A 20,905-nucleotide genomic window follows, 5' to 3' on the forward strand; every position below is an offset into this window, starting at 1 on the left:
ACCGGCAGGAAGGCTTGCGCTGCCTCATGCGCACGGCTGACCCGGCACAACTTGCAATCCAGCATTTTCGCATTGCACCATGCCCGTGCGCGGCCCAGGCGGGCAGTACAGGGCCCGCCCGCGAGAATCCGCGTTTCCGGCTAAAATCGAGGCATTCCCCGCACTGGACGCCCCATGAAAATTGCCTTCCTCGCCGATCCGCTCTCCACTTTCAAGATCTACAAGGACTCGACCTTTGCGATGATGCGCGAGGCGGCCAAGCGCGGCCACCGCATCTACGCCTTCGAGCAGCGCGACATGGTGCTGGAAGAGGGCGTCGTCACGGCGGAAGTCACCCCCATCACGCTCACCGGTGACGCCGAAGAGTGGTACCGCGCCGATGCGCCGGAAATCCTCAAGCTGTCGGCCTTCGACGCCGTCATCGAGCGCAAGGACCCGCCCTTCGACATGGAATACGTCTACGGCACCTATCTGTTGGAACTTGCCGAGCGCCAGGGCGCGCGCGTGTTCAACCGCCCGGGCGCGATCCGCGACCACAACGAGAAGCTCTCCATCGCCCAGTTCAGCGGCTACACCTCGCCCACGCTGGTGTCGTCCAACCCGGCGCGCCTGCGCGCCTTCCACGACAAGCATGGCGACGTCATCTTCAAGCCGCTCGACGGCATGGGCGGCGCCGGCATCTTCCGGATCAAGGAAGACGGCATGAACCTGGGATCGGTCATCGAATCGCTGACCGACAACGGCAAGCACACCATCATGGCCCAGAAGTACATCCCGGCAATCAAGCAAGGCGACAAGCGGGTCTTGGTCATCGGCGGCAAGCCGGTGCCCTTCGCGCTGGCCCGCATCCCGCAGGGCAACGAAGTGCGCGGCAACCTGGCCGCCGGCGGCCTCGGCGTGGCCCAGCCGATCACGGCGCGCGACCGCGAGATCGCCGAGGCCCTCGGCCCGGTGCTGGCCGCGCGTGGCTTATTGCTGGTAGGATTGGATGTGATCGGCGATTTCCTGACTGAAGTAAACGTCACCAGCCCCACCTGCTTCCAGGAGATCTTCGACCAGACCGGATTCGACGTGGCCGCGATGTTCATCGACGCGGTCGAACAGCAGCTCACCCACACGCTAGATACGACCGCAGGCAGACACTGACATGGTAGGCATCCTGCTGATGACCCACGCTCCGCTGGGCCAGGCATTCATTACGGCGGTGGCCCACGTCTTCCGTGGCCCCACCGAGCGCTTCGAGGCGATCGACGTGGCCGCCGACCAGGACCTGGCCGAGGTGAACTGCCTGGCCAAGGACGCCATCGCGCGCCTGGACGACGGCGACGGCGTGCTGGTCATCACCGACATCAAGGGCGGCACGCCATCGAATTGCTGCAATTCGCTGGCCGACGCCGGCCACGTGGAAATCATCGCCGGCATCAGCCTGCCGATGCTGCTGCGTGCGATCACCTACCGTCGCGACACCCTCGACGTGGTGGTGGAAATGGCCCTGGCCGGCGCGCAGAACGGCGCGGTGCGGGTGGATAACCGGATCCGGGTGGGATCGAACTAAGACGTGACCTCAGTTTAAGACGACAACGACCATATGATTCAACAAGAACTAGAGATCATCAACAAACTGGGCCTGCATGCCCGCGCCTCCGCCAAGTTCACCCAGCTGGCGGCCAAGTTCCAGAGCGACGTCTGGCTCACCCGCAACGGCCGCCGCATCAATGCCAAGTCGATCATGGGCGTCATGATGCTCGCCGCCGGCAAGGGCGCCAAGGTGCAGCTCGAGGCCGACGGCGCGGACGAAGAGGCGTGCATCGCCGCCCTCAGTGGCCTGATCAACGACAAGTTCGGCGAAGGCGAGTAATGCCGCGCGAAGCGGCAGCTCCCCGCCACACGGGACCATCGATGGCATCGTTCACGCTCCACGGCATTCCGGTTTCGCGCGGCATCGCCATCGGCCGCGCGCACCTGCTCACGCCCGCGGCGCTGGACGTCAAGCACTACCTGGTCCCGGAAGAACAGCTCGAGGCGGAAGTGGCGCGCCTGCAGGACGCCATCGCCGCCGTGCACCGCGGCCTGCAGGCCCTGTGGACCGAGCTGCCCAAGGACGCTCCGACCGAACTGGGCGCCTTCATCGACGTGCACGCGCTCATCCTGTCCGACCCGATGATCTCGGAAGCGCCGCTCGACATCATCCGCGCGCGCCACTACAACGCCGAATGGGCGCTGGTGACCCAGATCGACGAGCTGTCGGCCCAGTTCGACGAGATCGAGGACGAGTACCTGCGCGAGCGCAAGCACGACATCCAGCAGGTGGCCGAGCGCGTGCTGAAGGTCCTGATGGGCACCGCGCTGGCGATCCCGCCCGCCGCGAGCGGCGACGACCACGCGCCGCCGCAAATGGTAGTGGTCGCCCACGACATCTCGCCGGCCGACATGCTGGCCTTCCGCGACCGCGATGGCGCAACCCGCTCCTTCATCGGCTTCGTCACCGACGTCGGCGGCCAGAACTCGCACACCGCGATCGTCGCGCGCTCGCTCGACATCCCGGCGGTGGTGGGCATGAGCCAGGCCTCGCGCCTGATCGAGCAGGACGACTGGATCATCATCGACGGCGACGCCGGGGTGGTGATCTGCAACCCGAGCCAGCTGGTGCTGGAACAGTACCGCGCGCGCCAGGCCGCGCTGGTCAAGGCGCGCAAGCGCCTGTCCAAGCTCAAGAAGACCCCGGCCGTCACGAAGGACGGCACCGCCATCAAGCTGATGGCCAACATCGAGCTGCCGGAAGACTGCCAGGCGGCGCTGGAAGCCGGCGCCAACGGCGTGGGCCTGTTCCGCTCGGAGTTCCTGTTCATGGGCCGCGCCAATGTGCTGGGCCACGCGCTGCGCATTCCGAGCGAGGACGAGCAGTTCGAGCAGTACCGCAAGGCGGTGGTGGCCATGAAGGGCCGCCCGGTCACGATCCGCACCCTCGACGTCGGCGCCGACAAGCCGCTCGACCCCACTGAACACACGGCGCTGAACCCGGCGCTGGGCCTGCGCGCGATCCGCTACTGCCTGGCCGAGCCCCAGCTGTTCCTGACCCAGCTGCGCGCGATCCTGCGCGCTTCCGCCTTCGGCAAGGTGCGCATCCTGATCCCGATGCTGGCGCACGCCTTCGAGATCGACCAGACGCTCAGCATGATCGAGCAGGCCAAGGCCCAACTGCGCGACGAGAACCTCAAGTACGACCCGGCGGTGGAAGTGGGCGCCATGATCGAGATCCCGGCGGCCGCGCTGGCGCTGCCGCTGTTCGTGCGGCGCATGAACTTCCTCTCGATCGGGACGAACGACCTGATCCAGTACACGCTGGCGATCGACCGCGTCGATTACGAAGTGGCCCACCTGTACAACCCGTTGCATCCGGCTGTGCTCATGCTCATCGCCCAGACCATCGCCACCGGGCACAAGGCTGGCCTCGACGTGGCCGTGTGCGGCGAGATGGCGGGCGACACCAAGCTCACCCGCCTGCTGCTGGGCATGGGCCTGCGCGAATTCTCGATGCATCCGGGGCAGATCCTGTCAGTGAAGCAGGAAATCCTGAACAGCGACCTGGCCGCGATCACCACCCGGACCCGCCGCATCCTGCGCTCCATGGAACCGAACGAGATCGCCACCGCCGTCGAGCAGCTCCAGTTACTTTAAATTGAACCACTGCGGCCGCGCAGGCTGCAGCACACAAGAAGACCACGTACACCCCCATGGGATCGATCGGAACAGTCACACCGCAGGCGATGCACTTCGCCGAGCCCCTGCGCCTGCAAAGCGGCGCCCAGCTTGCCGACTACACGCTGGTGTATGAAACCTATGGCGCCCTGAACGCCGACAAGTCGAACGCGGTGCTGGTCTGCCACGCGCTCAACGCCTCGCACCACGTGGCCGGCACCTATGCCGACAAGCCGAAAAGCGTGGGCTGGTGGGACAATATGGTGGGCCCGGGAAAGCCGCTCGACACCAACCGTTTCTTCGTCATCGGCGTGAACAACCCCGGCTCCTGCTTCGGCTCGACCGGCCCGATGCACGCCAATCCGGCCACCGGCAAGCCCTATGGCGCGGCCTTCCCGCTGCTGACGGTGGAAGACTGGGTCAGTGCCCAGGCGCGCCTGGCCGACCGCCTCGGCATCGCACAGTTTGCCGCGGTGATGGGCGGCTCGCTCGGCGGCATGCAGGCGCTCTCGTGGAGCATCAACTTCCCCGAGCGCCTGCGCCACTGCATCGTGATCGCCTCCACGCCCAAGCTGTCGGCCCAGAACATCGCCTTCAACGACGTCGCGCGCCAGGCCATCCTGACCGACCCCGACTACCACGGCGGCGACTTTTATGAACACGGCGTGGTGCCGAAAAACGGGTTGAAAGTGGCGCGCATGGTCGGCCACATCACGTATTTGTCGAACGACGACATGGCGGAGAAATTCGGCCGCCGCCTGCGCAATGCGGCGGAAACCGACGACTATGCCTTCGACTTCGGCGTCGACTTCGAGATCGAATCCTACCTGCGCTACCAGGGCGACAAGTTCTCGGAATACTTCGACGCCAACACCTACCTCCTGATCACCAAGGCGCTCGACTACTTCGACCCGGCGCGCGCCCACGGCGGCGACCTGACCAAGGCGCTGGCGAGCACGCGCGCGCAGTTCCTGATCGCGTCCTTCACCACCGACTGGCGCTTCTCGCCCGAGCGCAGCCGCGAGATCGTCGAAGCGCTGGTGTCGAACCGCCGCAAGGTGACCTACGCCGAGATCGACGCGCCGCACGGCCACGACGCCTTCCTGCTGGAAGACCCGCGCTACCTCGGCGTGGTGCGCGCCTACTACGACAGGATCGCGCAGGAATTCGCAGGGGAGGCAGCATGAATTTCACCGACCTGAGTTCCCTGCGGCCCGACCTGGCCTTCATCGCCCACTGGGTGAGCGAGGGCGCGCACGTGCTGGACGTGGGCTGCGGCGACGGCGCCATGCTGCGCTACCTCGAACTGGCCAAGAATTGCACCGGCTACGGCGTCGAGATCGCCGACGACAAGGTATTGGAGAGCACCGCGCGCGGCATCAGCGTGATCCAGCACGACATGGAACAGGGCCTGGACCTGTTCCGCGACAACGCCTTCGACATGGTGCTGTGCCTGAATTCGCTGCAGATGATGCAGCACGTGGAAGCGCGCCTGCGCGACATCGTGCGGGTGGGGCAGGAAGCCATCGTCTCGTTCCCGAACTTCGCCTACTGGCCGCACCGCATCGCCTTGATCCGCGGCCGCATGCCGGTCTCGCGCTCGCTGCCTTACCAGTGGTTCGACACGCCCAACGTACGTTATGCCACCATCCACGACTTCAAGGACCTGGCCGAGAAGTGCGGGCTGGAAGTGCTGGAATATGTGGCGCTGGCCGAGGGCAAGCCGGTGAGCTTCCTGCCGAACCTGCGCGGGAGCCTGGCGGTATTTCGATTGCGCAAGAGAGCGGGCGCTACTGGCTAGGTTAGCCTGAGCCCGTCTTCACGGCTTATGTGCGGTGGCGGCTTGTTTGCGGGCTGTGCTTGCGCGATGATCGACCTATTCGTGGGTCCTTCCACAGCTACTTTTCGCGAGGATGGGCTGCTAAGAACAGCCTATCGTTGATTACATGAAAAAAATGAAGCATTTGGTCCTGTGCCTGTCGCTGCTTGCCGCCACCGGCCTGGCCGGCGCCCAGGACGCCGGCAAGCGGGTCGTACAAGATGGCATCGCCGTCGAACCCTTGTCGCGCGCGCGCAAGTTTATTCCGGAAGAACAGCTCAACCAGGCGGCAGCCCAGCAATACACCCAGATGATGGGCCAGGCGCAGCAGAAGGGCGTGCTGCTGCCGCCCTCGCACCCCGAGGTGCGGCGCCTGCGCGCCATCGCCCAGCGCATCATTCCGCATACGCCGCGCTGGAACGAGCTGGCCACCAAGTGGGAATGGCAGGTCAACCTGATCGACTCCAAGGACGTCAACGCCTTCTGCATGCCGGGCGGGCGCATCGGCTTCTTCACCGGCATCCTGACCCAGCTGAAACTGACCGACGACGAAGTGGCGGCCGTGATGGGCCACGAGATCGCCCATGCCTTGCGCGAGCATAGCCGCGAAAAGATGGCCAAGCAGATGGGCACCAATTTCGCCGCGCGCGCCGGCGGCGCGCTGATCTCGGGCATCTTCGGGATCGACCCGGGCATTACCGGCACCATCGCCAGCTACGGCGCCCAGTTCATCGGCCTGAAATTCTCGCGCGACGAAGAGCGCGAAGCCGACCTGGTGGGCCTTGACATCTCGTCGCGCGCCGGCTACGACCCGCGTGCCGGCATTGTCCTGTGGCGCAAGATGGCGGCCCTGGACAAGCGCGCCCCGATCGAACTGCTGTCCACCCACCCGGGCGGCGAGACCCGCATCAAGGACATGGAAGCGCACATGAACCTGCTGCTGCCGCTGTACGCGCGCACCAAGGGCACCACCGCCGCCAAGCTGCCGCCGTACCGGACCAACGTCGCCCTGCGTTAATGAGTGGCAGCAGGAAGGGCTTCCAGGCCGAAGCCAACGCCCATGTCCCGCTGCCGATCCGCGCCGGGGTCGCGCCCAGCTACCTGTGGCTGACCGAAACCCGCGCCGGCGGCTTGCTGCGCTTCCTGGCCGAGCGCTTTCCCGACGTGTCCGAGGCCGCGTGGGCCGGCCGCCTGGCGCGCGGCGAGATCGTCGATGCCAGAGGTGCGCGGCTGGAGGCCGCCAGCCCGGTGCGCCAGGGCATGCGCATCTGGTATTACCGCGAGCTGGAAGCGCCTGAAACACCGATCCCGTTCCGCGAGCAGGTGCTGTTCCAGGACGCGCACCTGCTGGTGGCCGACAAGCCGCACTTCCTGCCCACCATCCCGACCGGCCGCTTCCTGCACGAGACCCTGCTGGTGCGCCTGAAACAACGGTTTGAGCTGCCGCACCTGACGCCGATCCACCGGCTCGACCGCGAGACCGCGGGCGTGGTGATCTTCTCGCACAATCCGGCGTCGCGCGGCGCCTACCAGTCGATGTTCCAGAAGCGGGTGGTGAACAAGGTGTACGAGGCGCTGGCCGGCCCGATCGAAGGCAGGGCATTCCCGTTTACCTACCGTAGCCGCATGCAGGATGCGGAGCAGTTCTTCTTGAGTAAAGAAGTGGCAGGCGAGCCGAATTCCGAAACGCTGATCGAACTGCTCGAGCGCCGGGGCGACGTGGCGCATTACCGCCTGCACCCGCATACGGGGCGCAAGCACCAGCTGCGCCTGCACCTGTCGGCGCTCGGCGCGCCGATCCTGAACGACGCCTTCTATCCGGTGGCGCTGCCCTGCAAGGGAGACGACTTCAGCGCGCCGCTGCAGCTGCTGGCGCGCTCCATCGCATTCGACGATCCGCTCAGCGGCCAACCGCGCCGTTTCGACAGCGGCTTCCGGCTGGCCTGGCCCACAACCCGTCCGGCTTAAATCACCAGGTCGACCAGCCAGGCCGGCGCGCCGGTAACGATGGCGATGTTGCCGGCCACGTCCTGGATCGCATCGTCACTGTCCATGGTCAGGTTGAATGTGCCGTTATTCCCAATTTCGAGGATCAGCACGGGCTTCCCGCTGCCGTTGGTCACGATGTTCCAGTTGCTGTCATCGTCGCCTGCGTACACACGACGCTCGGTGCCGTTTCGCAGCAACAGGAATTCGCGGTCCGGGTGGAACACGATAGCCTCGCTGAAGGTCAGTTCAAACTGCTTGTCGGTGCGGTTATTGGTGAAAGCGGTCAGCAGCGGGCGGGTGGTGTCGATCTCGATCTCCAACGCGGCCGAGGCCTCGCTGACATTGCCCGCAGTATCGATCTGGCGGGTCGTGATCGCATACCTGCCGTCGGCCGTGAACTTGTTGGCCTCGCTGACTTCGATCGACCAGGCGCCGGCGCCGTCGGTCGTCGTGCGGCCGATTTCGCGCGTGCCGGCGTAGAGCACCAGGGTGGTGCTGGCGGCAGCAGCGGTGCCGCTGAAGAGCGGCGTGACATCCTTGGTGATGCCATCGCTGCTCGAGGAGCCGGTATCGCTCGCCGCATCCAGCAGCGGCGTCGATGCCGTGCTTGCCGGCGCCGTCCGGTCGACCGTGAACGAGATCGCCGACCCGGCGCCGAGGTTGCCCGCGGCGTCGACCTGGTGCACCGTGAAGCTGTGTAGCCCATCCGCGAGCGCGGACGTGAACGTGGCGGTCCAGTTGCCGTTGCCGTCCGCGCTGCCATCCCCGACGGTCGCGGCGCCGAGCATGATCTTGACCTGGCCGTTCGCTTCCGCGCCGCTGCCGCCAAGCCTGGCCTCATTGCGGGTGATGCCGTCGGGCGATGGGGTGCCGTCGCTGGTGAGCAGCACGGGGGCCAGTGCCGCGTTCGGCGCGCTGGTGTCGATGGTAAGCTCCAGCGCGTCCGACGCGACGCTGATATTGCCCGCAATGTCGGTCTGTTGGACCGTGATGGTGTGCACGCCATCGGCCAGCGCGGTGCTCGAGCCCAGGGTCATGCTCCAGGCGCCGGAACCGCTGGCGATGGTGGTGCCCAGCGACGTCGTGCCGTCGAACAGCTCGACCGTGGCGTTGGCTTCCACCACACCGCTCAGGGTTGGGGAATTGTCGTTGGTGATGCCGTCGCCGGCGCTGCCGGAATCGCTTCCGGCCACCAGTACAGGCGCCGCGGGCGCCGGCGCAATGGTATCGATGCTCAATGCCAGCGCGGCGGATCCGGCGCTGGTATTGCCGGCGCGGTCGGTCTGCACCACCGTCAGGTTGCGCGCGCCGTCGGCTAGCGATTTGCCGGAGTCCACGGTGATGCTCCAGCTGCCGTTCGACGCTGCGCGGGTTTCGCCCAGCAGCGTTTCGCCCTCGTACAGCGCGACCCAGGCACGGCCTTCCGCGGTGCCGGTGAGGGTCGGGGTTGCATCGTTGGTGATGCCGTCGCCGCTGTTGCCGCTGTCGCTCGCCGCTGCCAGCGCGGGCGCCGCCGGCGCGGCGGGCGCGCTGGTGTCGAGCACCACCTCGATCATGCTGCCGTAGCCGGTCGTGCCGTAGAGGCCTTCGTATGCCAGGTGCGCGCTCGCCAGCGGATTGTTGGAGAAGTCTTCGACGTTGTCGACCAGTTGCGACAGGTCGGTCACCGCGAGCGACGCGACGTTATCGTCTGCTGCGACGGTGTATTCGAATACCAGTTCGTCGCCGCTGACGCGGTCGAGGGTCGCCGTGCGGCCGCCGGTGAGGCCGATCGACACGATGGCGTCGCTCGCCATCTGGACGTCTTCGTCGAAGCGGATGCGGAAAGTGATCGTGTCGCCGGCGCGGTAATAGCCGTCGCCATCGACGAATACCTTCACCGCGCTGGGCGCCACGGTGTCGCCACCGCCATTGTCGCCGGCGGTGGTGAACGCGATCTCGTAGCCCGCGACCGGGTTGCCCGCGATGTCCATCAGGTTCTCGGGCAGCACCAGCGTGTATGTGACGCCGGCCTGCATATGATGTTGGTCCGGCGCAATGGTGAGTACGGTGCCGCCTTCGCCTTCCGAGAAGTTGCTCTCGCCGAGGTAGATTTCGATAGTGGAGCCGTCATCGCCGTGCAGGTACAGCATGTCCGCATCGCCCGCTTCGGCAGCCCAGTAGATGGACTGGTCGAAGGCCACCACGATGTTGGCGTCAAGGGCGAAGTCAGTGACTTCGTTGGGCGAGCCCACGACTTCGGGTGCGTCGGTGTCGACCGAGTAAGGGTTGGAGACAAGCGTACCGTTGCCGCGCGTGCCGTCCGAGCTCACCACTTGGGACATGTCCAGGCGCAGCACGTTGGCCGGCGAATCGACGCTGTCGGCGGCGCCCAGTGTAATGGTCCAGGTGCGGCCATCCACGCTGTGCGCGATGTCCTTCACGCTGGCATGTTCGGCGACGATTGCCGCCCGATCCAGGCTGGCGAGGGCCTTCGAAAAGCTCACCGTGACCGTGATGTCGGTACCGGCAGTGAGAGTCTTGTCCTGCACCGCGATGCTCGCTTCCAGCAGGGGCGGGGGAGGCTCGACCACGACGTCCGGCGTGGTGAAGGCCGCGCTGCCCGGGACCGTGATCGCGGCCAGCGGCTTGCCGCCGCTGATCAGGGCGCCGGCGCCCATGTAGATATTCAGCTCGGCGCCCGGCGGCAGGCCGATGGCGTCGAACATCACGTGGCTGCCGCTGACCTGGACCTGGTCGAGCGCGATCTCTTTCGTGAACGTGGCGCCGACCACGCGCAGCTTGGGCTGGCCGGTGACGCGGTCGATCACGGTCTGCACGGCGCCGTCGGTCACGAAAATCGATCCGGCGCCCTTCGCCATCGCGGTCGAGAAATTCAGGTCGACATGGGTCACGCCCGCTTCGGTCCGGGCGGAGGTGGTCGGCAGGGCGGAAGAGACGGGCGTGCTGGTCGAGGTCATGGCGGCTGGGCTTTATTGATTTTTCGTCAACAGAACATTCTGTTTGGAAAGTTACCACACGGATAGTATCAATAAACCGGCATGCCATTTCGGCAAAGGCGCCGAAGTGCTGCTTTTTTGCATCAAATCAGGATCGAATCCCCCCGGGTTGGGGGGATGATCCAGAAGCTAAGCTTCTAAATAGAGCTTATTTATTAGAGATCGTAATCAATGATGAGCGGGGCGTGGTCGCTGAATTTCTCGTCCTTGTAGATCGAGACCTTCTTGGCGCGCGCGGCGATGCCCGGGGTGGCGACGTGGTAATCGATGCGCCAGCCGACATTCTTGGCATAGGCCTGGCCGCGGTTGCTCCACCAGGTGTAGTCGGGGGCGTCCGGCGCGACCACGCGGTGCACGTCCACCAGGCCGATCTCGTCGAAAATGCGGGTCATCCAGGCCCGTTCTTCCGGCAGGAAGCCCGAGTTCTTCTGGTTGCTCTTCCAGTTCTTGAGGTCTATCTCTTTATGGGCGATGTTCCAGTCGCCGCAGATCACCACTTCGCGCCCTTCGGCCTTGAGCTCGGCCAGGTGCGGCAGGAACACTTCCATGAAGCGGAACTTGGCCAGCTGGCGCTCGGGCGACGAGGAGCCGGACGGGCAGTAGACCGAAATCACGGTCAGGTTGCCGAAATCGCAGCGGGTGTAGCGGCCTTCGGCGTCGAATTCGGTGCAGCCAAAACCGATGCGGCGCTGGTCGGGCGCGCTGCGGCTGTAGACGCCGGTGCCCGAGTAGCCCTTTTTCTCGGCGTAGTGGAAGTGGCCGTGGTAGCCGTGCGGCGCGAGGAATTCCTCGGTCATGTCGGCTTCCTGCGCCTTCAGTTCCTGCACGCAGATGAAATCGGCGGACTGGGTGGCGAGCCAGTTGAAGAAGCCTTTCTTGTGCGCCGAACGGATGCCGTTCAGGTTTGCGGAAATAATTCGTGGCATGGATCGTGATGGAAGAGTGGAAGCGGGTGCGTCAACGCCGGAGCGCGACAGTGTAGCGCGTTTTGCACCGGCCCGGAACCGGCGGGCCGGCATGCCGGCCCTGTAAAGCCGGCTGCATTAAGGTTTACAATGCGCTCTTTCGGATATTTTTGGAGAAGCACGTGAGCGATCTGCGCCAGGAGTTTATTGCGTTTTCGGTGAAGGCCGAAGTCTTGAAATTCGGTCAATTCACGACCAAGGCAGGGCGCCAGTCGCCGTACTTCTTCAACGCCGGCCTGTTCCACGACGGCGCCACGCTGGGCCAGCTGGCCCGGTTCTATGCGCAGACCCTGCTCGCCTCCGGCGTCGAATTCGACATGCTGTTCGGCCCGGCCTACAAGGGCATCACCCTGGCCTCGGCGACTGCCGTCGCACTGGCCGCGATGGGTCGCGACACCTCGTTCGCCTACAACCGCAAGGAAGCCAAGGACCACGGCGAGGGCGGCACCATCGTCGGCGCCAAGCTGGCGGGGAAGGTTGTCATCATCGACGACGTGATCTCGGCCGGCACCTCGGTGCGCGAGTCGGTCGACATGATCCGCGCCGCGGGCGCAGAGCCGGCGGCGGTGCTGATCGCGCTGGACCGCATGGAACGCTCGGGCAAGGATGGCGCGCTGTCCGAACATTCGGCGGTGCAGCAGGTAGCAAAGGAATTCGGTATCCCGGTGATCTCGATCGCCAACCTCGACGACCTGTTTACCTACCTGTCGAACGAGGCCGGCGCCGACCTGGGTGCGCACAAGGACGCGGTGGCGGCTTATCGCAAGCAGTACGGGGTGTGAAGCTGGCGAAACAGGTGAACACGCAAGATTCCTTGTTTCGTTAACGTCAAAACGTCGTTCCCGCGGAGGCGGGAACGACGTGCTGTGTGCTGCTTACTCATCGGTGCCGGTGGCCTGCTCGGCGTGGCCCGCTCCGCTTAACCAGCCAGTTTTTTCTTCAACAACTCCGTCACCTGCGCCGGATTGGCCTTGCCCTTCGACGCCTTCATGGCCTGGCCGATCAGCGCATTGATCGCGGCTTCCTTGCCGGCGCGGTACTGCTCGACCGACTTGGCGTTTGCGGCCAGCACTTCGTCGACGATCGCTTCCAGCGCGCCCGTGTCCGAAATCTGCTTCAGGCCCTTCTGTTCAATTACGGTGTCGGCCAGGCCGGCGTCATCCGACTTCGCTTCCCACATGGCCGCAAACACTTCCTTGCCGGCCTTGTTCGAAATGGTGCCGTCGGCGATGCGCTTGAGCAGCAGTGCCAGCTGGGCGGCGGACACCGGCGACTGGTCCAGTTCCACGCCTTCGCGGTTCAGGGTCGACGACACGTCGCCCATCATCCAGTTGGCCGCCGCTTTGGCGTTTTCCTTGCCGGCCGCAGCGACCACGGCCTCGAAGTAGGTCGCCATCGCCTTGGAGGACGTCAGCACCAGGCTGTCGTAGTCCGGCAGGCCGTACTCGCCCGTGAAGCGTGCGCGCAGGGCGCCCGGCAGTTCGGGCATGTCGGCCTTGACGCGCTCGATCCAGTCCTGGCCGATGACCAGCGGCGGCAGGTCCGGGTCCGGGAAGTAGCGGTAGTCCTGCGCGTCTTCCTTGGTGCGCATCGAACGCGTTTCCTTGCGGTCCGGGTCCCACAGGCGGGTGGCCTGGACCACGCGGCCGCCGTCTTCGATCAGTTCGATCTGGCGCCGCACTTCGTAGTGGATGGCTTCTTCCATGAAGCGGAAGGAGTTCAGGTTCTTGATCTCGCAGCGGGTGCCGAATTCCTTCTGGCCGACCGGGCGTACCGAGACGTTGACGTCGCAGCGGAACGAGCCTTCCTGCATATTGCCGTCGCAGACGCCCAGCCACACCACCAGCGAGTGCATCGCCTTGGCGTAGGCCACCGCCTCGGCCGCGCTGCGCATTTCCGGCTCCGACACGATCTCGAGCAGCGGCGTGCCGGCGCGATTGAGGTCGATGCCGCTCATGCCGGCATAGTCTTCGTGCAGCGACTTGCCGGCGTCTTCTTCCAGGTGGGCGCGGGTCAGGTTGACGGTCTTCGTCTCCAGCTTGCCGTCTTTTTCATAGGCGAAGCTGAGCGTGCCGCCCTGGACCACCGGGTCTTCGAACTGGCTGATCTGGTAGCCCTTCGGCAGGTCGGGGTAGAAGTAGTTCTTGCGCGCGAACACCGACTGCGGCGCGATTTTTCCGCCCACGGCCAGGCCGAAGCGGATCGCGCGCTCGACGGCGCCGCGGTTCAGGACCGGCAGCACGCCCGGCAACGCCAGGTCGACCGGGCTGGCCTGGGTGTTCGGCTCGGCGCCGAAGCGGATCGAGCTGCCGCTGAAGATTTTCGATTGGGTCGTGAGCTGCACGTGGTTCTCAAGACCGATGACGACTTCCCATTGCATGATGTGTTCTCTCTTTGTTCTGTGCGGGCTTACACGCCCTCGGGCGCGCGGGTATGCCAGTCGGTCACCTGCTGGTACTGGTGCGCGATGTTCAGCAGCTTGGCTTCGGCGAAGTAGTTGCCGATGATTTGCAGGCCGACCGGGCGCTTGCCGTTTTTCTCACCCTGGCCAAAACCGGCCGGGATCGACATGCCGGGCAGGCCCGCCAGGCTGGTCGACAGCGTGAAGATGTCGGCCAGGTAGTTCGCCACCGGGTCGTTGGCCTTGTCGCCCAGGTCCCAGGCCACCGTCGGCGCCACCGGGCCCATGATCACGTCGCACTTGTCGGCGAACGCGGCCTGGAAGTCGTCGGCGATCAGGCGGCGGATCTTCTGCGCCTGCACGTAGTAGGCGTCGTAGTAGCCGTGGCACAGCACGTAGGTGCCGACCATGATGCGGCGCTGCACCTCGCGGCCGAAGCCTTCGGCGCGGGTTTTGCGGTACATGTCTTGCAGATCCTTGTACTCGGCCGCGCGGTGCCCATAGCGCACGCCGTCGAAGCGCGACAGGTTGCTCGACGCTTCGGCCGGGGCGATGATGTAGTAGGTCGGGATCGACAGCGCGGTCTTGGGCAGCGAGATCTCGACCAGCGAGGCGCCCAGCTTGACGAATTCGTCGAGCGCCGCGCGCACGGCGCTTTCCACGTCGCTTGCCAGGCCTTCGCCGAAGTATTCCTTTGGTACGCCGATGCGCAAGCCGGTCAGGGGCTTGTTCAGGTCGCGGGTGTAGTCTTCCGCCACGTTGCCCTGCTCGACCGTCAGGCTGGTGGAGTCGCGCTCATCGAAACCGATCATCTCATTGAGCAGCAGGGCGCAGTCCTCGGCGGTCTGGGCGATCGGGCCGCCCTGGTCCAGCGAGGAGGCGAAGGCGATCATGCCGAAGCGCGACACGCGGCCGTAGGTCGGCTTGATGCCGGTGACGCCGCAGAAGGCCGCCGGCTGGCGGATCGAGCCGCCGGTGTCGGTGGCGGTGGCGGCCGGCGCCAGGCGCGCGGCGATCGCCGCGGCCGAGCCGCCCGAGGAGCCGCCCGGCACTGCACGGGTGTCCCACGGGTTCTTCACCGCGCCGAAGGCCGAGTTCTCGTTGGCCGAGCCCATGGCGAATTCGTCGAGGTTGACCTTGCCCAGCGTGACCATGCCGGCCGTGCCGAAGCGCTCGACCACGGTCGCGTCGAACGGGCTCTCGTAGTTGGCCAGCATCTTCGATCCGGCCGTGGTGCGCCAGCCGCGGGTGACGAAAATGTCCTTGTGCGCGATCGGCACGCCGGTCAGCGGTCCTGCCGTGCCGGCGGCGAAGCGGGCGTCGGCCGCGGCGGCCTGGGCCAGCGAGCGGTCGCGGTCCACGTGCAGGAAGGCGTTGCAGCCATTGCCGTCGATGCGGTCGAGGTAGTGCCGGGTCAGTTCGGTGCTCGAGACCTGCTTCGAATGCAGGAGCGCGGACAGCGCTTTGAGGGTCTTGTTATGCATGTGCGTATCGATTCTAGAAACGTTGCCGGATTATTCGATGACCTTCGGGACCAGGTACAGGCCATCCTGCGCCTTCGGCGCCGGCGCCTGGTAGTCCTCGCGGCGGTTTTCCTCGGTCACGACGTCGTCGCGCAGGCGCAGCGGCAGCGCCAGGATGGCCGCCAGCGGCTGCGACAGCGGCGCAACACCGGTCGTGTCCACCGCCTGCATCTGCTCGGCCAGGGCGAAAATGCCGTTCAGTTCAACCAGCGCGGTCTCCGCGTGGGCCTCATCCATCTCGAGCTGGGCCAGGTTGGCGATGCGTTTTACGTCTGAAAGTGTCAGGGACATGGCAAATAGGCGCGGCGCGGGCCGCACGAAAAATATGGTTGGACTAATAATGAATGTTGGCAAGCAGTCAGCGAACGGCGCGCTACGTCCGATAAAACCTTGGAAACACCGTCGATCTCGTCTTGGAATTGGGGTGGAAAACCACCCGTTTTCAGCATTTAATCGGCAAATTATAAGGTAGAATGGCGGGCTAATGCGCTGACGGGCTGTGACTCGGCCCTCCGCATGAAAGACCGCGCTGCTTCCAGCCCTTGCGCTGTGCAGGCGCGGCAAGGACAATCCCGACCAATATTCACGCGCGCCCCGGCGCGCCATCAGGACACACATGTTTGGTTCTTTACGCAGCTACTTCTCGAATGACCTGGCGATCGACCTCGGCACCGCCAATACCCTGATTTATGTGCGCGGCCTGGGCATCGTGCTGGACGAGCCATCGGTCGTGGCGATCCGCCAGGAAGGCGGCCCGAACGGCAAGAAAACGATCCAGGCAGTCGGCAAGGAAGCAAAACAAATGCTGGGCAAGGTGCCGGGCAATATAGAGGCCATCCGCCCGATGAAGGACGGCGTCATTGCCGACTTCACCGTCACCGAGCAGATGCTCAAGCAGTTCATCCGCATGGTGCACGACTCCAAGTTCTTCCGCCCGTCGCCGCGCATCATCATTTGCGTGCCTTGCGGCTCGACCCAGGTCGAACGCCGCGCGATCCGCGAATCGGCGCTCGGCGCCGGCGCGTCGCAGGTCTACCTGATCGAAGAACCGATGGCCGCGGCGATCGGCGCCGGCCTGCCGGTGTCGGAAGCCACCGGCTCGATGGTGGTCGACATCGGCGGCGGCACCACCGAAGTGGGCATCATCTCGCTGGGCGGCATGGTCTACAAGGGTTCGGTGCGCGTGGGCGGCGACAAGTTCGACGAAGCCATCGTCAACTACATCCGCCGCAACTACGGCATGCTGATCGGCGAGCAGACCGCCGAAGCCATCAAGAAGGCAATAGGGTCGGCCTTCCCGGGTTCGGAAGTCAAGGAAATGGAAGTCAAGGGCCGCAACCTGTCCGAAGGCATCCCGCGCTCGTTCACCATCTCGTCCAACGAGATCCTGGAAGCGCTGACCGACCCGCTCAACAACATCGTCTCGGCCGTCAAGAACGGCCTGGAGCAGGCCCCGCCCGAGCTGGGCGCCGACATCGCCGAAAAAGGCATGATGCTCACCGGCGGCGGCGCGCTGCTGCGCGACCTCGACCGCCTGCTGATGGAAGAAACCGGCCTGCCGGTGCTGGTGGCTGAAGACCCGCTGACCTGCGTGGTGCGCGGCTCGGGCATGGCGCTCGAGCGCATGGACAAGCTGGGCTCGATCTTCTCCTACGAATAAACACAGCGAGACACGGCGTGGCCGATCCAGGGCGGGCAGGGCGTGCGGAAACCTCCGCATGCGTCTGCCCGTCTTGACATTCGCCGCCCGCGCAGACTAGACAGGATACTCGCCAGGACATGGAATACAGTCCTCCGCCGCTCTTCAAGCAAGGCGCCCCCGCACGGGTGAAGGCGATCGTCTTCGCCCTCATTTCCCTGGTGCTGCTGGTGGTCGATGCGCGCTATCACACGCTCGGCGCGGTGCGCCAGGTGGCCGCCACCGTGCTCTACCCCCTGCAGATGGCCGCGCTGATGCCGCGCGAAGCTGTCGGCAACATGGGCGGGTATTTTTCCTCGATCTCCACCCTGCAGCGCGAAGTGCGCGAGCTCAAGACCCAGCAGCTGGCCCAGGCCACGGTGCTGCAGCAGGCCCAGTACCAGCAGGCCGAGAACTTGCAGCTGCGGCGCCTGATGGACGCGCGCCAGCACCTGCCGGTCAAGGCCCAGATGACCGAGATCCTGTACGACGCGCGCGACCCTTCCACCCGCCGCATCGTGATCGACCGCGGCTCGCGCAACGACGTGGTGCCCGGCCTGCCGGTGATCGACCATGCCGGCGTGGTCGGCCAGGTCACGCGCGTGTACCCGTTCACGTCCGAAGTCACGCTGCTCACCGACAAGGAACAGGCGATCCCGGTGCAGGTGCTGCGCAGCGGCCTGCGCAGCATCGCCTATGGCCGCGGCCAGTCCGGCCTGCTCGACCTGCGCTTCGTGGTGGCCAACGCCGACATCCAGGTGGGCGATGTGCTGGTGACCTCGGGCCTGGACGGCATGTACCCGGCCGGCCTGGCGGTGGCCAAGGTGGTGCAGGTGGAGAACGTCGCCGCCGGCGCCTTCGGCCGCGTGGTATGCCAGCCGCTGGCCGGCATCGACCGCAACCGCCAGCTCCTGATCATCATGTCGCAGTCCGAGCTGCCGCCACGGCCGCAAGCCGAAGTGCAGGCTGCCGCCACCACCGCGCGCCGCAAGCTGCCGGACATGGCGCCGGTGCCGGCGCCGCCGCTGGCGCCCGCGCCGCTGCCGCCGCAGGGCGCACCGGCAGGGCAGGCCGCAGGGCAGGGCCCGGCCAACGCCGTCGGCGGTGTGCCGGTGCAGGGGGCGGCCGCCACGCCGGTTCCTGGCGCGGCAGCGACGGCCCGCCCGCCCGCCACCCAGCCCGCAAGCCCGGCCCCGGCGCGCGTGACGCCCGCGGCCCCGGCCACGCAGCGTCCGGTCCCGGCGGCCACCACCAGCAATCCGCCGGCGCAAGTGAGCGCGCCCGCGCCAGGCCAACAGGGAGGCCCCGCCAATGCCCGGTAACCGTCCGCATTACATCCTGCTGCCCGTCAGCCCGCTGTTCATCACCTTCAGCCTGGTCTGCGCCTTCATGCTCAACCTGATGCCGATGGGCCGCTGGGTCGGGTCGCCCGACTTCGTCGCGCTGGTGCTGGTGTTCTGGGGCATCCACCAGCCGCGCAAGGTCGGCATCGGCGTCGCCTTCGTCATGGGCCTCCTGATGGACGTGCACGACGCCAGCCTGCTGGGCGAGAATGCGCTGGCCTACACGCTGCTGTCCTACCTCGCCATCATGATCCACCGCCGCGTGCTGTGGTTCACCCGCATGACCCAGGCGATCCACGTGTTCCCGCTGCTGCTGCTGGCGCAGGCGGTGCAGGCCTTCGTGCATTTCACGGCGTCCGGCCGCTTCCCGGGCCTGCTGCACTTCGCCGAAAGCGTGGTCGCCGTCGCCCTGTGGCCGGTGATCACCTGGCTGCTGCTGGCGCCGCAGCGCCGCGCCGTCGACCGCGACCATACGCGCCCGATCTGATGTACGAGCAGACGCTGTGACCGAATTCAAGGACAACGACCGCGAGATCCACCAGTTCCGTACCCGCCTCACGGTGCTGGTGGCGCTGGTGTTCGTCTGCTTCGGCCTGCTGCTGGCCCGTTTCGTGTGGCTGCAGGTGCTGCGCCACGACCAGTTCGCGCTGCAGGCCGAAGGCAACCGCATCGCGCTGGTGCCGATCGTCCCCAACCGCGGCCTGATCGTCGACCGCAACGGCGTGGTCCTGGCCCGCAACTACTCGGCCTATACGCTCGAAATCACGCCGTCGAAGCTGCAATCGAACATGGAATCGGTGATCGACGAGCTGGCCAAGCTGGTCACCATCGAGCAGCGCGACCGGCGCCGCTTCCGGCGCCTGCTGGAAGAGTCGCGCAGCTTCGCCAGCGTGCCGCTGCGCACCCGCCTGACCGACGACGAAGTGGCGCGCTTCACCGCGCAGCGCTTCCGCTTCCCGGGCGTGGACGTGCAGGCGCGCCTGTTCCGCCAGTACCCGCTGGGCGAAACCGCCTCGCACGTGATCGGCTACATCGGCCGCATCAACCAGAAAGAAGCGGCCAAGCTGGAAGAAGATGGCCTGGACGCCAACTACAACGGCACCGAGCACATGGGCAAGGAAGGTCTCGAGAAGAAATACGAGAGCTACCTGCACGGCACCACTGGCTACGAGCAGGTCGAGCGCACCGCGGGCGGGCGCGCCATCCGCACGCTGTCGCGCACCGCGCCGGTCCCGGGCAGCAACCTGATCCTGTCGGTCGACATCGAACTGCAGAAGGTGGTCGAAGAGGCCTTCGGCGAGAACCGCGGCGCGCTGGTGGCGATCGAACCGTCCACCGGCGACGTGCTGGCCTATGTCTCGCGCCCCGGCTACGACCCGAACCTGTTCGTCGACGGCATCGACACCCAGAGCTGGAACGAACTCAATACCTCGCTCGACAAGCCGCTGATGAACCGCCCGCTGTCGGGCACCTATCCGCCCGGTTCCACCTTCAAGCCCTTCATGTCGCTGGCCGCGCTGGAGCTGGGTTTCCGCCGCCCGGAAAACGCGATCCGCGATCCCGGCTTCTTCATGCTGGGCGGCCACCGCTTCAACGACGACAAGCCTGGCGGGCACGGCACCGTCGACATGTACCGCTCGATCGCCGAATCCTGCGACACCTATTACTACCAGCTTGGCAATGAGATGGGCATCGATAACATCTCCAAGTTCATGGGCGAATTCGGCTTCGGCTACCCGACCGGCATCGACCTGGAGCACGAGAAGACCGGCGTGCTGCCGTCCAAGGAATGGAAGGCGCGCCGCTTCTCCAAGAACCGCGCGGCCCAGAAGTGGGTGGGCGGCGACACCATTTCGGTGTCGATCGGGCAGGGCTTCAACAACTACTCGATGATCCAGCTGGCGCATGCGGTCTCGACCCTGGCCAACAACGGCGTGGTGATGAAGCCGCACCTGGTGAAGATCATCGAGGACGGCGCCACCAAGCAGCGCAGCCTGACGGTGCCGAAGGAAACCCGCCGCATCGCGCTCAAGCAGGAGAACGTCGACTTCATCAAGCGCGCGATGGTGGGCGTGACCCAGGAAGCCTACGGCACCGGCCGCCGCGCCTTCGCGGGCGCCGAGTACATCTCGGGCGGCAAGACCGGCACCGCGCAGGTGATCGGCCTGAAAGGCCAGAAGTACAACGCCAACGCCATCGACGAACGCCACCGCGACAACGCGCTCTACGTCGCCTTTGCCCCGGCCGACAACCCGCGCATCGCGCTGGCGCTGATCGTCGAGAACGTGGGCTTTGGCGCCTCGTTCGCGGCGCCGATCGCGCGCAAGGCGATCGACTACTACCTGCTGGGCAAGCGCCCGGCGCCGCCGAAGCCGAAGGATGGCGCGCCGGCCCCCGCGCCGAAGCCGGCCGCGCCGGCGGCGCCTGCCGCCGCACCGGTGGTCCAGGCCGCCGCGCCGGCCGCCGCCCCCGCCATTCGAAAGGAATAA

18 protein-coding genes are annotated in these 20,905 nt (G+C 66.0%); 13 read left to right on the forward strand and 5 right to left on the reverse strand.

Annotation, left to right across the window (positions count from 1 at the left end; all coding sequences use genetic code 11):
* Positions 1-174 precede the first annotated feature (174 nt).
* The 8 genes from gshB to BM031_RS09010 all read left to right on the forward strand — a co-directional run bounded on the left by gshB (position 175) and on the right by BM031_RS09010 (position 7,486).
* Complete coding sequence (gene gshB / locus BM031_RS08975) at positions 175-1,146, forward strand: glutathione synthase (protein WP_091874014.1); 972 nt, start codon at positions 175-177, stop codon at positions 1,144-1,146.
* A gap of 1 nt (position 1,147) precedes the next feature.
* On the forward strand, positions 1,148-1,555 hold the full coding sequence (locus BM031_RS08980) for a PTS sugar transporter subunit IIA (protein ID WP_091874016.1): 408 nt from the start codon (positions 1,148-1,150) through the stop codon (positions 1,553-1,555).
* Between the two features lie 33 nt (positions 1,556-1,588).
* On the forward strand, positions 1,589-1,858 hold the full coding sequence (locus tag BM031_RS08985; protein ID WP_091874018.1) for an HPr family phosphocarrier protein: 270 nt from the start codon (positions 1,589-1,591) through the stop codon (positions 1,856-1,858).
* Positions 1,859-1,899: 41 nt separating this feature from the next.
* The gene (gene ptsP, locus BM031_RS08990; protein ID WP_091874277.1) at positions 1,900-3,678 is read left to right on the forward strand and encodes a phosphoenolpyruvate--protein phosphotransferase; all 1,779 of its coding nucleotides are present in this window, start codon (positions 1,900-1,902) and stop codon (positions 3,676-3,678) included.
* Between the two features lie 56 nt (positions 3,679-3,734).
* A complete protein-coding gene (gene metX, locus BM031_RS08995) occupies positions 3,735-4,886 on the forward strand; it encodes a homoserine O-succinyltransferase MetX (protein ID WP_091874020.1) in 1,152 nt (383 codons plus the stop codon).
* Positions 4,883-5,500: a methionine biosynthesis protein MetW gene (gene metW / locus BM031_RS09000; protein WP_091874021.1), complete on the forward strand. Its 618-nt coding sequence runs from the start codon at positions 4,883-4,885 to the stop codon at positions 5,498-5,500. Before metX ends, metW begins: the two co-directional genes overlap by 4 nt.
* A gap of 154 nt (positions 5,501-5,654) precedes the next feature.
* The gene (locus BM031_RS09005; RefSeq protein ID WP_307186353.1) at positions 5,655-6,536 is read left to right on the forward strand and encodes a M48 family metallopeptidase; all 882 of its coding nucleotides are present in this window, start codon (positions 5,655-5,657) and stop codon (positions 6,534-6,536) included.
* Positions 6,536-7,486, forward strand: a complete 951-nt coding sequence (locus BM031_RS09010) for a pseudouridine synthase (protein WP_091874024.1) — start codon at positions 6,536-6,538, stop codon at positions 7,484-7,486. The genes BM031_RS09005 and BM031_RS09010 overlap by 1 nt, the downstream gene beginning before the upstream one ends.
* Here the strand turns inward: BM031_RS09010 and BM031_RS09015 are convergent.
* Complete coding sequence (locus BM031_RS09015; protein WP_091874026.1) at positions 7,483-10,467, reverse strand: Ig-like domain-containing protein; 2,985 nt, start codon at positions 10,465-10,467, stop codon at positions 7,483-7,485. The genes BM031_RS09010 and BM031_RS09015 overlap by 4 nt on opposite strands.
* Before the next feature lie 194 nt (positions 10,468-10,661).
* Positions 10,662-11,432 (reverse strand): exodeoxyribonuclease III, encoded by a 771-nt coding sequence (locus tag BM031_RS09020; protein ID WP_091874028.1) that lies wholly within the window; start codon positions 11,430-11,432, stop codon positions 10,662-10,664.
* Positions 11,433-11,593: 161 nt separating this feature from the next.
* On the opposite strand from BM031_RS09020, the gene pyrE reads away from it, so the two are divergent.
* The gene (pyrE, locus tag BM031_RS09025) at positions 11,594-12,253 is read left to right on the forward strand and encodes an orotate phosphoribosyltransferase (protein WP_091874279.1); all 660 of its coding nucleotides are present in this window, start codon (positions 11,594-11,596) and stop codon (positions 12,251-12,253) included.
* A 137-nt stretch (positions 12,254-12,390) separates the two neighbouring features.
* On the opposite strand, the gene gatB is transcribed toward pyrE, so the two are convergent.
* From gatB to gatC, 3 genes are read right to left on the reverse strand one after another with little or no spacing between them, the layout of a single operon-like run.
* Positions 12,391-13,851, reverse strand: a complete 1,461-nt coding sequence (gatB, locus tag BM031_RS09030; RefSeq protein ID WP_091874031.1) for an Asp-tRNA(Asn)/Glu-tRNA(Gln) amidotransferase subunit GatB — start codon at positions 13,849-13,851, stop codon at positions 12,391-12,393.
* A 29-nt stretch (positions 13,852-13,880) separates the two neighbouring features.
* Positions 13,881-15,356 carry an Asp-tRNA(Asn)/Glu-tRNA(Gln) amidotransferase subunit GatA gene (gene gatA / locus BM031_RS09035; protein ID WP_091874032.1) on the reverse strand — a complete coding sequence of 492 codons (1,476 nt, stop codon included), beginning with the start codon at positions 15,354-15,356 and terminating at the stop codon, positions 13,881-13,883.
* Between the two features lie 30 nt (positions 15,357-15,386).
* Positions 15,387-15,686 (reverse strand): Asp-tRNA(Asn)/Glu-tRNA(Gln) amidotransferase subunit GatC, encoded by a 300-nt coding sequence (gatC, locus tag BM031_RS09040; RefSeq protein ID WP_091874034.1) that lies wholly within the window; start codon positions 15,684-15,686, stop codon positions 15,387-15,389.
* 325 nt (positions 15,687-16,011) lie between these two features.
* Between gatC and BM031_RS09045 the strand changes: the two genes are divergently transcribed.
* The 4 genes from BM031_RS09045 (at position 16,012) to mrdA (ending at position 20,905) form a co-directional block, all read left to right on the forward strand.
* The gene (locus BM031_RS09045; protein WP_091874035.1) at positions 16,012-17,055 is read left to right on the forward strand and encodes a rod shape-determining protein; all 1,044 of its coding nucleotides are present in this window, start codon (positions 16,012-16,014) and stop codon (positions 17,053-17,055) included.
* Between the two features lie 119 nt (positions 17,056-17,174).
* Positions 17,175-18,395: a rod shape-determining protein MreC gene (gene mreC / locus BM031_RS09050; protein ID WP_091874037.1), complete on the forward strand. Its 1,221-nt coding sequence runs from the start codon at positions 17,175-17,177 to the stop codon at positions 18,393-18,395.
* Complete coding sequence (mreD, locus tag BM031_RS09055; RefSeq protein WP_091874038.1) at positions 18,385-18,903, forward strand: rod shape-determining protein MreD; 519 nt, start codon at positions 18,385-18,387, stop codon at positions 18,901-18,903. Before mreC ends, mreD begins: the two co-directional genes overlap by 11 nt.
* Before the next feature lie 16 nt (positions 18,904-18,919).
* The gene (mrdA, locus tag BM031_RS09060) at positions 18,920-20,905 is read left to right on the forward strand and encodes a penicillin-binding protein 2 (protein ID WP_091874040.1); all 1,986 of its coding nucleotides are present in this window, start codon (positions 18,920-18,922) and stop codon (positions 20,903-20,905) included.

The sequence above is a fragment of the Massilia yuzhufengensis genome, assembly GCF_900112225.1.
Taxonomy (GTDB): domain Bacteria; phylum Pseudomonadota; class Gammaproteobacteria; order Burkholderiales; family Burkholderiaceae_D; genus Telluria; species Telluria yuzhufengensis.